Annotated in this window: 17 protein-coding genes; 1 reads left to right on the forward strand and 16 read right to left on the reverse strand. The window is 53.2% G+C overall.

The genetic code is table 11. The features are described from left to right. Nucleotides 1-33: 33 nt before the first annotated feature. From ACW11F_RS09060 to ACW11F_RS09075, 4 genes are all read right to left on the reverse strand, one after another. Entirely contained in the window at nt 34-474 is a 441-nt protein-coding gene (locus ACW11F_RS09060) for a pentapeptide repeat-containing protein (RefSeq protein WP_456996527.1), read from the reverse strand. 50 nt (nt 475-524) lie between these two features. Then, on the reverse strand, nt 525-1181 hold the full coding sequence (locus ACW11F_RS09065) for a hypothetical protein (protein WP_456996528.1): 657 nt from the start codon (nt 1179-1181) through the stop codon (nt 525-527). 162 nt (nt 1182-1343) lie between these two features. Then, complete coding sequence (locus tag ACW11F_RS09070) at nt 1344-1733, reverse strand: GFA family protein (protein ID WP_456996529.1); 390 nt, start codon at nt 1731-1733, stop codon at nt 1344-1346. 639 nt (nt 1734-2372) lie between these two features. Then, on the reverse strand, nt 2373-2849 hold the full coding sequence (locus ACW11F_RS09075; RefSeq protein WP_456996530.1) for a hypothetical protein: 477 nt from the start codon (nt 2847-2849) through the stop codon (nt 2373-2375). On the opposite strand from ACW11F_RS09075, the gene ACW11F_RS09080 reads away from it, so the two are divergent. After that, on the forward strand, nt 2840-3136 hold the full coding sequence (locus ACW11F_RS09080) for a hypothetical protein (protein ID WP_456996531.1): 297 nt from the start codon (nt 2840-2842) through the stop codon (nt 3134-3136). The genes ACW11F_RS09075 and ACW11F_RS09080 overlap by 10 nt on opposite strands. A gap of 100 nt (nt 3137-3236) precedes the next feature. On the opposite strand, the gene ACW11F_RS09085 is transcribed toward ACW11F_RS09080, so the two are convergent. The 12 genes from ACW11F_RS09085 to ACW11F_RS09140 all read right to left on the reverse strand — a co-directional run bounded on the left by ACW11F_RS09085 (nt 3237) and on the right by ACW11F_RS09140 (nt 13929). Beyond that, nucleotides 3237-3872, reverse strand: coding sequence for a hypothetical protein (locus tag ACW11F_RS09085; protein ID WP_456996532.1), 636 nt, complete (start codon nt 3870-3872; stop codon nt 3237-3239). Nucleotides 3873-4565: 693 nt separating this feature from the next. Continuing rightward, nucleotides 4566-5165: a hypothetical protein gene (locus ACW11F_RS09090; RefSeq protein WP_456996533.1), complete on the reverse strand. Its 600-nt coding sequence runs from the start codon at nt 5163-5165 to the stop codon at nt 4566-4568. Nucleotides 5166-5242: 77 nt separating this feature from the next. After that, nucleotides 5243-5482: a hypothetical protein gene (locus ACW11F_RS09095; RefSeq protein WP_456996534.1), complete on the reverse strand. Its 240-nt coding sequence runs from the start codon at nt 5480-5482 to the stop codon at nt 5243-5245. 111 nt (nt 5483-5593) lie between these two features. Further along, a complete protein-coding gene (locus ACW11F_RS09100; protein ID WP_456996535.1) occupies nt 5594-6037 on the reverse strand; it encodes a hypothetical protein in 444 nt (147 codons plus the stop codon). Between the two features lie 122 nt (nt 6038-6159). Next, the gene (locus ACW11F_RS09105; RefSeq protein WP_456996536.1) at nt 6160-7554 is read right to left on the reverse strand and encodes a KAP family P-loop NTPase fold protein; all 1395 of its coding nucleotides are present in this window, start codon (nt 7552-7554) and stop codon (nt 6160-6162) included. Nucleotides 7555-7677: 123 nt separating this feature from the next. Then, the gene (locus tag ACW11F_RS09110; RefSeq protein WP_456996592.1) at nt 7678-8148 is read right to left on the reverse strand and encodes an AAC(3)-I family aminoglycoside N-acetyltransferase; all 471 of its coding nucleotides are present in this window, start codon (nt 8146-8148) and stop codon (nt 7678-7680) included. Nucleotides 8149-8721: 573 nt separating this feature from the next. Next, nucleotides 8722-9204 (reverse strand): hypothetical protein, encoded by a 483-nt coding sequence (locus tag ACW11F_RS09115; protein ID WP_456996537.1) that lies wholly within the window; start codon nt 9202-9204, stop codon nt 8722-8724. A gap of 105 nt (nt 9205-9309) precedes the next feature. After that, complete coding sequence (locus ACW11F_RS09120) at nt 9310-9759, reverse strand: HEPN domain-containing protein (protein ID WP_456996538.1); 450 nt, start codon at nt 9757-9759, stop codon at nt 9310-9312. 585 nt (nt 9760-10344) lie between these two features. Then, the gene (locus ACW11F_RS09125) at nt 10345-10842 is read right to left on the reverse strand and encodes an SMI1/KNR4 family protein (RefSeq protein WP_456996539.1); all 498 of its coding nucleotides are present in this window, start codon (nt 10840-10842) and stop codon (nt 10345-10347) included. A gap of 581 nt (nt 10843-11423) precedes the next feature. After that, on the reverse strand, nt 11424-11993 hold the full coding sequence (locus tag ACW11F_RS09130) for a hypothetical protein (RefSeq protein ID WP_456996540.1): 570 nt from the start codon (nt 11991-11993) through the stop codon (nt 11424-11426). Nucleotides 11994-12520: 527 nt separating this feature from the next. Next, nucleotides 12521-13531, reverse strand: coding sequence for a hypothetical protein (locus tag ACW11F_RS09135; protein ID WP_456996541.1), 1011 nt, complete (start codon nt 13529-13531; stop codon nt 12521-12523). A 131-nt stretch (nt 13532-13662) separates the two neighbouring features. Continuing rightward, complete coding sequence (locus ACW11F_RS09140; RefSeq protein WP_456996542.1) at nt 13663-13929, reverse strand: hypothetical protein; 267 nt, start codon at nt 13927-13929, stop codon at nt 13663-13665. Nucleotides 13930-14199: the final 270 nt, after the last annotated feature.

Consider the following 14199-nt stretch of genomic DNA (forward strand, 5'->3'; position numbering starts at 1 on the left):
GGGGCCGCGAATCGGTGTTGTCTGGATGAATTGTCAGACCTCAGTCGGAACCAGGGCGCCGAGCCCGCTGCAATTGATCTGGGTGCAACCGTACCAAACGGTTTCGTTGAACTCGCACTCGCCGCCCAGATTATCCGGGCCGAAGGTACAGTCTTCAAATCGACAATCGACGAACCGGCAGCCCGCAAAGACCGCGCCACGAAAGGTACAGCCCGCGAACGTGCAGCCGACGAACACGCCAGGTTGAACAGCGGCCAATACAAGTCGATTCCGCGCAGAGTACAGAACAGAAATGCAGAGCCGATTTGACCGCCGTCCATCGACGGCACAGCCAGATCGCAGTAACGCAGGAGCGAGCCATCGATGAGCTTCGACAGCTCGGATGCTTCGGTGACGAGTGCTTGTTCCTTCAGCATGGACTGGGCACCTTGAACCAAGCCGCCACAGGCTGTGGCGGCGAGTGCGCGCTGACATAACGCCAGCACACACTTGGCGCTACGCGTGGAGTCGGCTTGAGCGAGTTGTCAGGTCCCGCCTGGCGCGCTAAACGTGACATTGCCTTTTTCATCAAGCACTTCGATGCGGGCGTCTCCGTCATGGTCCACCCGGAGCCGAATACGATCACGGCCTTGTGAGTCGGCTAGCAATATTTCAGCATCTTCGTTCTTGTTCTGGATTGCGATGCGACGCTCAACAACCTTGCTGGCTGCAATGACGTCCAACTCTGCGGGTGGGCGAGAGTTGATGTGAATCCCCGCCACAGCGTCTTGTCCATCGGGACTGACACGGGTGATCATTCCCATTGCATCGTAGTTTGAATAGTCGAATGCGAGTGCTGCAATTTTGCCCATCTTGGCATCGGTAATTGCGAGGCCACCGACCTCGTTACCAGTCGTGTCATAGAAAACAATACCTGCAGGATGCACGGCGCGCGGATACTCTTTGCCGCCCAGTTTTGGCAACGGGAAGTGCTCGGCATTAGAGATCACCAAGCGTGATACTCCAGAAGGGTCCACGACGTTGATGCGTTCGACAGTCAGCTCGGTTTGGCTATGCGGAGATTTGGCGGCGGTAAGTGCTAAAACCCCCAGGGCGAGCGTAGTTGCCACGGCATAAACCTTGAGCCAGCGGACGTCTCGGCTGATTCTCAAGTAATCATCAGATATAGCGTTGCTTTGCATTTGATGCGCTCATTGTCGATTGATGATTGATAGGGGCCTGACAGCTGAGTTGGGCTGGGTGCGCGCGTGGCAAGCGGCGGTGTAGCGTTGGCTTGCACCGCAAGCGCGGCCACGAAGCAACGTCGGCTTGAACGAACTGTTAGGTGCGGTTAGCGTTGACCGTCAACCGAACTTGGCGAATACTTCTTCGCCCGTCATCTTTGCGGTCTCATTCTTCATGCTGTAGAAGCTCGGCTTCTCGTCGATGAAGATCTCGTTGGTCAACTGGAACGGTTGCTCTTGGAAAAGGCCGGCAGGAAGTATGTACTCGTTGTTGGGCAACAGATGGTAGAAGAGATGTGTTCCGCAATTCGAGCAGAAACCTCGTTCTGCCCAATACGACGACTGATAGGTTTTCGGCTCATTTCCCGAGAAGCCAACACCCGTTGGACAATGAACTGCAAACATTGGGCCACCCGACCAGCGCCTGCACATTGAGCAGTGACACAGACCGACTTCAGATTGATCTGGTGCTTCAATTTCGATAGAGCCGCAAAGACATTTGCTTTTCATACAGTTCTCCTGGATGTTGCCTGCCGGATCGAACACCCGAGTTGAGCCGCGCTGCGTAGTGGACGGCACGGTGTGGCAGCTGAGCGTATCACGCCAGGACGGCTACGAAGCAGTGTCGGCTTGAACGAGTTGTTGGGCTGCGGGTGAAGTGGTGCAGGCGCATCCGAAGCTGCCAGATATTTCAGCCACCGTAAGCCCGACACGCAGTTAAGCGTTGCCTACGCCCCCGGCGCCAACGAGTGAAGAACTCGCACCGCACGGCTTGCAGCGCCGCCAAGCCAGGCACAATCGTCGGGACGTCCATGATCGAAGGTTGAAGGCGGTGACGCGACTACCGAAGCCGCCGATGCCGGGTGGACTGTGTGACGAGAGGGGACGTTCGGACGCCTTCAACCTGTAGCCGCATCATTGACACCTTGGCCAGAAGCAGACGGGATGAAAAGTACCCGGGAAAACTACTCTTTGTGTTTTGCCGTTAACAACCTGACACCTTGAGCTAAGCCGCACGCGAAGTGGTGGCGAGTGCGTGCTAGCGTAGCGTATGCACGCATTTTACACTGCGAAGCGGGGTACAGCTTGTATGAACAGTCATGCACTGCGCTGTAATTAAAAACCAGCACGAGTTGAGTTTGTGAGCAGTCAAGGGCACAAGCCGTGCTTCCGCTTACCGTCAGAGGGGGCTGCGACCTGCACGAATTTCAGATGGTCTCCGTCGAATGCAAGTGTCCACACAAGTTGGTCTATGTAATAGTTATCAAGTTTGTCGGTTGTTCGGGTGGGAACTCCAAGCTTTCTCCTGGTCTGTTGCCTGGAGTCAGATGCCGATAATCCTAAGGGAAGAGTTCCTGCGTATTTGCCATGTTTCTTGTTCTCTTCTACAAGAGAAACCTCAAGTTGATCAAGGATAAAGTCGCCATCGCTTTTTTTATGGATCCCTTCGTTCTCCGCCCCAATGGTAAAGGCAATGGAAATTCCTTTTCCCGGAATAAAATAGAGTGTGTCCAAATTTCTATGAGCGCTCGGCCTCCAGGTGATGCCGTGCTCTTTCAACAGACTGTCGAGCGCCGGATAAGTGCTGCTGTGGCCTATATAGGGAGTGAAGTCAAATGCGTTCATCTTGTTCCTTTGATGCAGATCCAGATGGAAGAACCAATCCGGCCATCCTTTTTGGAGATATCTGCAAGACATCTGTGAGCGCCGAGAATCGCCGTCAAATCACTATTATTTGCGCGATCAATGCTCTCGCACATCCTGATATCGCTATCAATGCTGCACTTGATCATCTTATCTGTCCGTGGATCCTTGCCAGAACTTGGCTCAACCTTTCTTCAGCTCAGTCAAAACAAGCACAGCCGATAAGCCAGAGCTTTATATCCCGAAAAAAACCTGACACCTTGAGTTAAGTTGTCACGTGCAATGGTGACCAGTGTTTGCTGGTGCAGCGCAGCATGCGCTTGACGCTAGGAAGCGGGGTCGCGTTGAACGAGTTGCTGGATGGCGCACCTAGGACGCCGGCTTCAGTGCTGTTTGCCCTTTGCGGTAGAGAGATATGATCATATCCCTATTCAAAAAATCCGCCCAGCTGGCGCCATATCCGCTGGCTTGCATGGTGACATCATCTTTGAACAGCTTTTTAACCAGTTCCAGATGAGGATCGCCAAAGTGATCGCTGCTATCCACAAGAGGATAGTCAAAGTAAAGATTCTCCCAGTATGTCTCCACGTCATAGCCCCGAGTCGCCAGGAGGATGGGGGTTTCAACTCGGTCGAGAACCTTGAGTTGACCATCTCCATCCCCCCAGAAAAGATCGTCGCAGGTTGCTTCCCCTATAAAGTTCAAGTTGCAGCTTGTCACAACCACGGCATCCACAGATACTGTTCCACGCACCACCAGGGTAAGCGGGTTGTCTTTCGGGTTGGAATTGTAGATGAGTTTGGCATTGAGATCGTCAGGCACAAATATCCCGCAAAGGGTCTCGGAATTGGCGTAGTAGTGTCGATCCAGGCAGATTTGAGTGCTCTCTGACTCATCCTCCATCAGAATGAACTTGGCATTTCCAGGGAGTTTCTCCTCGGTTTCCCGATGCTGGTACTCTTCAGGCAAGCTCTGCAGTACATCACTCCATTCGATAATCTTCACTTTGAGCATCCCTCCGGCTGAGTGAAAGTGGGAACTGTAGCGTCATCTGACGCTTGAGCCAAGTCACCACGCTCAGTGGCGGCGAGTGCATGCTGGCTTTGCGTATGCACGCACATGACGCTACGAAACAGGGTCAGCTTGAATGAATTGTTAGACCACTGAGCGCTATTTAGGTGAAGGACTTACAAGTTGATTTGTCGACTCCCAAATGGCTCTTCCAGTCAGGCAGTAAGTTCCGGTGATTTTTGCGTTGATTGTCTTTTCCCCAACGCTTATTGAAGCAATCGAGGATATGGTCGAACACTTCTTTGATGCCACCTTTGATACCGTTTTGACGGTCGGGAGATGGCTGTGCGACGACATATAAACATCCGAACCCGCACGTGGTTCAAAGCCTAGTGCGTTCAAGATACTTATTTCAACACTATTGTGTGAGACTGGCGGAAATCCAAGCTGCATAAGCTGCTTTTCAAGATTGGCCCTTGTGTCTTGAGTGAGTGAAGGCGTCAATGGCGCTAAGGCAAGCATTACGATAGTCAGTGTTGTCGCAGATGGCATGGTGGCCTTTCCAGTGGGGTCTAACACCTTGAGTTAAGCCGCGCTGCGTAGTAGACAGCACGGCGTGGTAGCGTGAGCGTACCACGCCGGGATGGCTACGAAGCAGCATCGGTTTGAACGAATGTTAGAAGTACTTTATTGATAATACCGCCATACTGAAAGCATGTGCTCGGCCTTGCTCCGTTCACCAAGAAAGTCCGTGAGAGCAAGTGTGATGATCTCGCGCCCGGAAGGCTTGAGCTCACAGTCTTCAAAGTGCTCCTCTTCGCCGAGGTTTAGAAACGCACTGGCAACCGTAGCGACACCGCCCAGGCCAAAATACAAGTTCTCCGCAAAAACCTGAGGATTCCAGCGGCCGCTCCCATGATGATCGAACAATACACGACCACTTGAACAATCAAATATGAACGGGTCGCCACCTTGGTCAGCGACGACGAGCCAATCCCGGCCCCAACCTTGCAAGGGATTGTCGGGGGTGCGGGACCATGCGTAACCGGCCTGCAAATCGGCGAGTTTATGAAGTGGAGGAATACAGACAGGATTGCCACCTACCGTTAGAGTAGATCCGACTGGCCCAACATTGGCGTGATATGTTTCTCCCCAAGGGCCGACTTCAAGATAGAACGTTGCAACTTCTTGAGGAAGCACTTCACGGCCAGTCCATTCCGAAGCTGCCTGAGGCCGCAGTTCACCGAAAGGCTCAAATAAAGGTCGCAATGATGCGTAGTTGAGCACGTCTAACGCCTTGAGTTAAGCCGCCCCGCGAAGCGGCGTCGACTGAACGAATTTTCAGGCCCCAATTTAGCAAACGCCTACGCGCGACTGAAAAGTATCAACAGGAGGCGCGCAGCCGTCACAAGCGCCATGAAGGAGATCGCCGAGAACAAAAGGATGAATGCCCAATATTTGGCGGGCTCCCCGGCACGGGATGCCGATTGAGTGCTGTCGGTGTGGCGAATGCGGCCGGTGCGCAAACCGGACTGCACGACCCGGCCGAGCCAGAGACCGAAGACGAGCGAGGCAATCGTGACGAGTATCTGGACAGCAGCCATTGGGGTCTAACACCTTGAGTTAAGCCGCCACGCGCAGTGGCGGCGAGTGCGTGCTAGCGTAGCGCAAGCACGCACTTGACGCTACGAAGCGGGGTCGGCTTGAACGAATTGTTAGACCGCACCCATGAGGCTGGAGATAACCGGACCAATCGCTTCTGTGGCAATCACTCTCACGCCCGCTCCTGTGAGAGCGCGAAGTCTTTCGAAGTAGCTTCTGCGGTCTTGTGACTCATCGACAGATTCAGGGGTTTTCTGAAGTAGAGAGAACCCCTTACTAGTTAGGACTAAGTTTTGAAATCCGCGTTGATCAAAATGCTCTGGACCGCTGCTCTTTCTAATGAAGCCTTCATCTAGTAAGAACTGGATAGTGGAGTGTGCACTTGAAGCCAGATGCTTATATTCATCGCTTTCGGGGCCGTACTCTTGTTCGAATAAGACGTTCAGACCGGTTAGCGCAGGGTCAATAGTTATTGGTGTCGGAAAAGACTCATAAAGCTCTACAAAGACTCGTGCGGAAACGACGTTAAAGACTTCAATGTTCGCGGGAGTGGCCATGATGTCACCTGTGCGGTCTAACACCTTGAGTTAAGCCGCCACGCGCAGTGGCGGCGAGTGCGTGCAAGCGTAGCGTAAGCACGCACTTGACGCTACGAAGCGGGGTCGGCTTGAACGAATTGTTAGCCTTCACCTGCAACGAGGTCGATTTTTGATGCGACTGATTTGATGTTCGAATAGAGTTGAGAGAATCGCTTCTCTTGAGCAACATGCGCGATGATCTCTGCTCTTTGCCGAGCGTCACCAGTGAGTGTTTCATCTTCCGCCTCACGAGTGAACCGTCGATATAAGTCAGCTTGCTCATGTCTAGGGGTTAGGGCGCCTATCAGTTCTGCCTCTAATACGTAACCGTAGTTGGACTGCATGAATTTTCTTCCCTCAGCTTCTGAGGAGAAATACTCAACTATCTCTGTCGCGGTTGCACGTCCTGAAACGAAATTCCTGTATAGAGCCGAGTTCTTGATCTTCAGAAGAATTAGGCAGCCAAGCATCAGGGGGTGAAGATATTGATTCTGAGCTGTAGCGCGAATAGCAAGGCTCAGTAGGCTAAAGGCACGCTCTCGCTCCCTGAAAGAAAAGCCGAGAGCGACAAACAAGTATCTGAACATGCTCTCCAAGCGATCCTTGTCATATCTTGTCTCTTGGTGCTGCATCCGGTCTGCGAAGAATTGATCCAACCCGAACCTAGTAAATTGCGCTTGCAGGAACTCGCCGGAAGTTGGATTAGGCAGGTTTAATTCAAGATCAAAGAATCTCTTCAGGTAGCCATCCACATCCATGCCTTGGCCATACATTGTCCTTACCGAATGCCCAAGCTGGTCTGGATCCAGTGCGATCACGAAGGCAACGCGATCAATCGAGAAGAAGTGCTTAACAATTTCAAGTAGGCGAACAGCATGTGTCGGCCTGCACCTATCCAGCTCATCGATGATGAATACAAGCGGAAGTTCAGAGTCGGCACCATACAGCGTTTCAGCGATCTCCTTTAGTTCCCTCTGGAACGATGAGATGGATTTCTTGGCTTCCGTATATGCATTGATCTGATCTTGGGCGAACTTTTCTGCTGCATCTGCAATGGCGCTCTCAGTAAGGTCATCAAGGTTGATGACGCCAGCGGTTCCGATGCGAACGGCAGCGGGTATGGCGGCTCTTATAATTTTTCCGCCATACTTTTTAGCCTTTCCGATATTCGATTGAATGGACCGGTTCCCGCCTCGCAGTGAGTTGAGTTGCTCTTCCGTATCCCCTAGAAGCGCGACGAATGGGTCGTCTAGGTAATCGCTTGCCCAGGCGTTGAAGCTTATATGCTTTATTCCTTCAGCAGATAGATGCGCCTCTAGCATCCTGAGAAAGGTTGACTTTCCGAAGCCCCACGGAGCATTCACAGAAACTACTAGCGGGTCTGTGCTGCTCTTCAGAATATTCGTGAGTGACTCAACAGCCGCTCGGCGGTCAAGCTTGTCATTCGCGAATGGTCGTTCAGACGTGACATCGATTGTAGGCGCTCGAAGTCGCATGAATTTTCTCTGTGAAGGCTAACACCTTGAGTTAAGCCGCCACGCGCAGTGGCGGCGAGTGCGTGCTAGCGTAGCGTAAGCACGCACTTGACGCTACGAAGCGGGGTCGGCTTGAACGAATTGTTAGGCAGCAGCCTCTGGATCAATGTCAAAGTGCATCACATTTTCCCTTGTACCCAGCTTTGTGTAGAGTGACACGGCCGGATCATCGCCGTAATCTGCTTGTACAAAGATGACGTATGCTCCGATGCGAGTGGCGATTTCCTGAACTTTCCGGATAAGTCGAGACGCTATGCCGCAACGCCGGTGGTCTTCAATGACTGCCAAGTCATAGATGTAAATCTCTTTGCGGGCTTGCTCAAACTTATGAAGAACGTATCCGGTTAGGCCGCCAATTACTTCATCGCCGCATACTGCGGCGACCGCTATAAACGTATCGCGGGCCAGAAGGTCGTGAAGATACTGGTTGGTTGGCTGACTTTCAGCATAGTTGACAGGATCAGCAAACACGGTGGCGAACATGTCCAGCATGTTTCTAAGCTCTGTGACATGCTGAGGTCGCAGTTCAACAATGCGCTTTTCGACGTTTGCGATGATCCTGCTCCTGTTGCCTAACACCCGAGTTAAGCCGCGCTGCGTAGTAGACGGCACGGCGTGGTAGCGTGAGCGTACCACGCCGGGATGGCTACGAAGCAGTGTCGGCTTGAACGAGTAGTTAGGCTGTGGGTGAAGTGGGGCAGTGGCATCCGAAGTTGCAGATGGTTGAACCACCGCAGGCCGGACACGCAGTCATGCGTTGCCTCAGCCCACCGCGCCAATGAGCGAAGAAGCCACACTCAACGGCTTGCAGCACCGCCAAACCAGGCACAGCTGTCAGAACGCCAATGATCGAAGGTTGAAGGCGGTGACGCGGCGACCGAAGCCAGCCGATGCTGAGTGAACTGTGGACGAGAAGTGGGACGTTCGGACGCCTTCAAGCTGTAGCCGCGTCCGTGATGCCTTGGCCAAAAACCGACGTGATGATAAGCACCCGAAAAAGCCACTCTAAGTGCTTTGCCGTTAACAGCCTAACACCTGAGTTAAGCCGAAATGCGTAGTGGCGACGCGTTGTGGTACACGCTACCACAATAAGCGGCGCCACGAAGCATTTTCGGCTTGAACGAATTGTTAGGTGCCGCCCTTTGAGAGTTGCTCCCAGCCATACGATCCAAAGTCATGTACCGAAAGAGTTGTTGGCAGTGTGTATCCCCATCCGCCAGCTTTCCACCACGATTCAGCTAGCCAACGCGAGAGGAGAAGTGCAGAGAGCCGAAGGCCCGGGAATTGGTCAGGATCTAAGAAATACTGCTCGTCAATGTCAGCTAGAGCTTCAAGGCCGAGTTTAAGTTCCAGCGATCTTCCTGGGAAGATGCTTTGGTCTTTGTGGTCTACTTTGTTGTGTTTGCCACGCCAGTAAGCCCAAGCACTCGGAGCTCCGCCGTATTCGTCAGGAAATATCTCGATTTGTGCTTCGTCTACACCGTCGCCAATAGGAAGAGCATGCAGTTCGCGGAGAACACGGATTGCACCGTCCGAGAGGCGATCCAGCTTGCGCTGATACATTGCAGAAAATTGCTCTTCGGTCAATCCATATGGAACCATCTGAGGCACCTAACACCTTGATTTAAGCCGCCACGCGCAGTGGCGGCGAGTGCGTGCTAGCGTAGCGCAAGCGCGCACTTGACGCTACGAAGCGGGGTCGGCTTGAACGAATTGTTATGTTGCGGCAGACGGGTCTAGGCCTATCAGCTTTGTGGCGGCTGCCGAGATGGCAACAACAACCCTGAAATTTACATGTTTGGGTGGGCCAGTGTACTCAAATACGTACCTTAGTTCTTGGAAGGTATCCTTTGCCTTATCGAGGTCGCTGTCAAAGTCGTCTACATACGGCGCTGCCTGGCAGCGTATCTCGTTTTGTAGCCTAATAGGCAATTGAGAAAAAAGCTTTTGTAGATCGTGGCCTCTTGCCACAATGCCCTCTCTTCGGAGCAAAGCTTTGAGGCCAATTTCTGCGGCGAAGGCCGCACAGACGTAAGCGGGTAGGGCCAGCGGCAACACCTCTTCGTTGATAGAGGTGCAGACGTTTGGAACTCCATTTGATTCAACCAGGCATCGCTCATAAGCAGCATGGAACATTAGTGCCTGTGTGTCCATCAGAAGCTGCATAGATTCTCCGCAACATAACACCCGAGTTAAGCCGCGCTGCGTAGTAGACGGCACGGCGTGGTAGCGTGAGCGTACCACGCCGTGATGGCTACGAAGCAGTGTCGGCTTGAACGAGTTGTTAGGCTGTGGGTGAAGTGGGGCAGACGCATCCGAAGTTGCAGATGCTTGAACCACCGCAGGCCGGACACGCAGTCACGCGTTGCCTCCGCCCACCGCGCCAATGAGCGAAGGAGCCACACGCAACGGCTTGCAGCACCGCCAAGCCAGGCACAGCCGTCAGGACGCCAATGATCGAAGGTTGAAGGCGGTGACGCGGCCACCGAAGCCGCCGATGCCGGGTGAACTGTGGACGAGAGACGGTACGTTCGGACGCCTTCAACCTGTAGCCGCGTCCGTGACGCCTTGGCCAAAAACCGACGTGATGATAAGCACCCGAAAAGGCCACTCTAAGTGCTTTGCCGTTAACAGCCTAACACCTTGAGTTAAGCCGCCACGCGCAGTGGCGGCGAGTGCGTGCTAGCGTAGCGCAAGCACGCACTTGACGCTACGAAGCGGGGTCGGCTTGAACGAATTGTTAGACAACAATCAGAATAGTTTGGAAATAATTACGCACCCGCGATCGATTTCGCAGTCCTCTCGTTCAACCAAATCAGCTATCACCCTCATAAACTCATCAATGCCCTTGGCACAGACCCTGATACTATTATCAGCGTGATGGCGGTAGAAGATCTGTCCATACGTTCCATTTGGGCCAGGGTCAAGATCCAGGATAAATCCATCGCCTTCAAACTCAGTGAACTTAATCCAGTTTGAACTCCAAGCCAAATTCTTGATCTTGTCAGGCACCAGCCATTCGATTTCACCGAAGTCGGAAAGAGCGTCGGTGAGCATTCTTTGGCTTTCTAGAATTTCTGGAATGGGTAGAATTCTATTAAAGTTTACGAATTCAGCCTCAGGCTTCTGGCCGTTGTTAAGAGTGTAGAGGTCGAGGAAGTCCTTTGGTATCTCCGTGGTGACCAAGGAGCGTAGCACGTCTATCTCTGGTTCCGTGGCACCCTTCTCGAAGCTATCCGCGATAGCCATTTTTGCCGAAATCGCACGCTTTGCTCTCGGCTAACTTGAATGGATGGTCATTGTTGTCTAACACCTGAGTTAAGCCGCGCTGCGTAGTAGACGGCACGGCGTGGTAGCGTGAGCGTACCACGCCGGGATGGCTACGAAGCAGTGTCGGCTTGAACGAGTAGTTAGGCTGTAGGTGAAGCAGGGCAGTGCCATCCGAAGTTACAGACGCTTGAACGACCGCAGGCCGGACACGCAGTCAAGCGTTGCCTACGTTCACCGCGCCAATGAGCGAAGAAGCCACACTCAACGGCTTGCAGCACCACCAAGCCAGGCACAGCCGTCAGAACGCCAATGATCCAAGGTTGAAGGCGGTGACGCGGCCACCGAAGCCAGTCGATGCTGAGTGAACTGTGGACGAGAAGCGGGACGTTCGGACGCCTTCAACCTGTAGCCGCGTCCGTGATGCCTTGGCCAAAAACCGACGTGATGATAAGCACCCGAAAAAGCCACTCTAAGTGCTTTGCCGTTAACAGCCTAACGCCTGAATTAAGCCGACCCGCGAAGCGGGTTCGGCTTGAATGAATTGTTATGTGGCAAGACGGCTACTTGGCGCAAAGAGTATTCCAGACCTTTGCAAACTCCCCCGCAACCATCTGCTCCTCGAGGTACGTCAACTCCGGTTTACCCGCAGAAATGAACTTTTGATGCCCAGAGTAGCCGCCAAAGCTGTTTTTTGAGTTGACCTCACCACAAGTGACGGGCAATCCGTCCTTGCCGCGATTGAAGTACACGGCTCGGAACTGTGCGGAGCCCGGATCTTTGAGCTTGGTCTTTACAGCCTCTTGACCGCGTGCGATCCAAGTTGCTCGCCTGGATTGCTCGTCCGCGACCGGATCCGGGGTGGACGGGGTGAACATACGAGCGGCGAACAGCACACCAAGAATGCCGAGACCGACAAAAACGGCAACTGATGCAACTGCTTTTATGTGACGGGCCTTGGATCCGGGCTTGATGCCGGACCTGACGGCGCCAACCATGAGTGGTATGCCAATCAAGGGGACAAACACGTAAGCAGTAGCCACAAGCCCAGCGGGCGCTGAGCCGGCGTCGATGAATCTGGAGATGACTGCGTAGTAGATGACGATTGCTGCAATGCCGATCAGTGCGCCCATGCTCTTTTGTCCGTTTGCGAGTCGAGTCTCATTGCCACATAACACCTAAGTTAAGCCGAGGCGCGTAGTGGAGCGAAGCACATGGCAAGCTTTACCTGCCATGTGGTTTGCGTAACGAAGCGGCTTCGGCTTGAACGACTTGTTAGGCCGCCGCACGCCCGGCTTGCACCCGAACTGGCGACAGCCCAACCCTTGCGCCGAACAGTACAACAAGTCTGGCCGAATGGCCTGAGGCTGGCACTTGCCGGGGCCGAAGCCAGAACCAGCAACTCGCGCGGCCAAGAACTCTCACAGCGCCCTGTCCGAAGCCGACTCGGCCGGTCGAACCTCGCGGAGCGTCGCGCCCGTCCGAAGCCGAGGCGCCGCAGGGCTGACTGCCGATGCCTGCACCGTGCGTGCGAGGTGCGAACGCTGCGGATAAGCGAGGCGCTACACATTGCCTGGAACCCGGCAACAACAGTGCGGGAAACAAGGCCTAACGCTTGAGTTAAGCCGCGCCGCGAAGCGGCGTCGGCTTGAACGAATTGTTAGGCGCCAAGCCGTTCCTGAATTTCACGTATGAATCGCTCTGGTTCGTCTAGGCCGATGTAGATTGTCGCCACCTTGCGACTACCCAGCATTGTTTCGATTGTAGTCGATGGTTTCAACTGCAATCGGATATTCGCTGTGCCTGTTCCAACGAATCGAATAGCTTGCTTGGATCTGCGCGGACGAATATTTTCGCGTTGAACGGAGTGGATTTGCCAATACGGGACGGCAAGATCGCCAATGACGCCATGACGTATGTGGAGTGAATCCTGCTCCAAGGTGGTTGCTCTCAGAAGTGTTGCTCGATACTCCGAGAGCAGAAAGATGAGTCCGTATATTGACACTGTGGTTACGATGATCGCCCATGTCGGGCTGAAAAGGTGAATCAAGACGTGCGCGATGGGTATCTCGGCCGCAACTAGCCACATGAAAGCCTGTTGATTCGATGCGTTCGAATCATGCTTGAAGCAGAAGAAGCCATCAGGTGGCGAGTAGAGCTTGGCGCGATTTCGAACGAACGCATAAGTCCAGACTCGAGCATCGGCCTGAAGTAGCTGTGCAATCTGGTTGCTTGGAACCTTCTTGGATATGGCTTGGCTTATTGCATTTTCTATATTCTTAGCATGGCGGTTTCGATAAATTTCGAGTCCCACCGAAACAACAACGGCAGCTTGAAGGAGAAGAAGTGCTCCCAAATATAGCCATCGGCCTTTCTCGATATGACTCCAGACCATTTTTTGATCGGGCGGAATAACGTACGATCCTACAAGCACTCCCAAAGACACTAGTCCGATAAAAACGAGTAATGCTTTTTTCGGCTTTGGCCTGAAGATTATGAAGTAGGCCAATGGCAGAAGAATAAAAAAATCAAAAGCCAAAGGCCACTCAGGGAGTGGCTGTTTGATCGAGTTTGTGTGCCATTGAGCAGCCGCGTAATTACCCAGGTATATGGCTGTGGCCAGAGATAGAAATGCGATTGTAGCTTTCTGTTTTGTCGGGATCGCGTTCATGTGTCTCTTGGCACCTAACACCTAAGTTAAGCCGAGACGCGTAGTGGAGCCAAGCACATGGCAAGCTCCATCTGCCATGTGTTTGGTGGAACGAAGCGGCTTCGGCTTGAACGCATTGTTAGGCCTTTGCGTCACCAGTCACCACGTGCCGCTGCGTGCTCTACGTTCCGATGGATGTTGTTGATTGCAGTGAGGGCAATAGCAAAGCTTTTGAATGTGCTGCCAGGCATCAACTCGTCCAGATCCACGGTGCCCACATAGGACATTACTCTGTACTTTTGTCCTCCAAACAAGCCACGCCCAGCGTCCAATTTTAGAAACACAAAATCTGTCTCTAGGAATGGACAGGTAAGAACAATACAGCCGTTCTCGCAGGCCTGTTGCAGGGCGCCACCCATGCTGTGATGAAGCACGATATCTCGATTGGTGCCTCTCACAGATTCCTTGTACGCACGAAACATCTCAAGGTCTAGCTTTGTGAACGGCGTGCGCTTCGTGGCGCTTAATGCGGTTTGAAGCGTGACGTGACTAGGTAACATATAACTCCCCCGTGATCTCCCTACAAAGGCCTAACACCTGAATTAAGCCGCGCCGCGAAGCGGCGTCGGCTTGAATGAATTGTTAGATGCCAGCCCGATCAATGTGCGCTGACCTTGGATAGCAGATTT

The organism is Luteimonas sp. e5 (genome assembly GCF_054031035.1).

What these genes read in the sequence shown, in the direction of transcription:
- ACW11F_RS09060 (WP_456996527.1), bottom strand. Translation starts at nt 474, where the DNA reads ATGTCAGCGCGCACTCGCCGCCACAGCCTGTGGCGGCTTGGTTCAAGG.
- ACW11F_RS09065 (WP_456996528.1), bottom strand. Translation starts at nt 1,181, where the DNA reads ATGCAAAGCAACGCTATATCTGATGATTACTTGAGAATCAGCCGAGAC.
- ACW11F_RS09070 (WP_456996529.1), bottom strand. Translation starts at nt 1,733, where the DNA reads ATGAAAAGCAAATGTCTTTGCGGCTCTATCGAAATTGAAGCACCAGAT.
- ACW11F_RS09080 (WP_456996531.1), top strand. Translation starts at nt 2,840, where the DNA reads ATGCGTTCATCTTGTTCCTTTGATGCAGATCCAGATGGAAGAACCAAT.
- ACW11F_RS09075 (WP_456996530.1), bottom strand. Translation starts at nt 2,849, where the DNA reads ATGAACGCATTTGACTTCACTCCCTATATAGGCCACAGCAGCACTTAT.
- ACW11F_RS09095 (WP_456996534.1), bottom strand. Translation starts at nt 5,482, where the DNA reads ATGGCTGCTGTCCAGATACTCGTCACGATTGCCTCGCTCGTCTTCGGT.
- ACW11F_RS09100 (WP_456996535.1), bottom strand. Translation starts at nt 6,037, where the DNA reads ATGGCCACTCCCGCGAACATTGAAGTCTTTAACGTCGTTTCCGCACGA.
- ACW11F_RS09105 (WP_456996536.1), bottom strand. Translation starts at nt 7,554, where the DNA reads ATGCGACTTCGAGCGCCTACAATCGATGTCACGTCTGAACGACCATTC.
- ACW11F_RS09120 (WP_456996538.1), bottom strand. Translation starts at nt 9,759, where the DNA reads ATGCAGCTTCTGATGGACACACAGGCACTAATGTTCCATGCTGCTTAT.
- ACW11F_RS09125 (WP_456996539.1), bottom strand. Translation starts at nt 10,842, where the DNA reads ATGGCTATCGCGGATAGCTTCGAGAAGGGTGCCACGGAACCAGAGATA.
- ACW11F_RS09130 (WP_456996540.1), bottom strand. Translation starts at nt 11,993, where the DNA reads ATGGGCGCACTGATCGGCATTGCAGCAATCGTCATCTACTACGCAGTC.
- ACW11F_RS09135 (WP_456996541.1), bottom strand. Translation starts at nt 13,531, where the DNA reads ATGAACGCGATCCCGACAAAACAGAAAGCTACAATCGCATTTCTATCT.
- ACW11F_RS09140 (WP_456996542.1), bottom strand. Translation starts at nt 13,929, where the DNA reads ATGGGTGGCGCCCTGCAACAGGCCTGCGAGAACGGCTGTATTGTTCTT.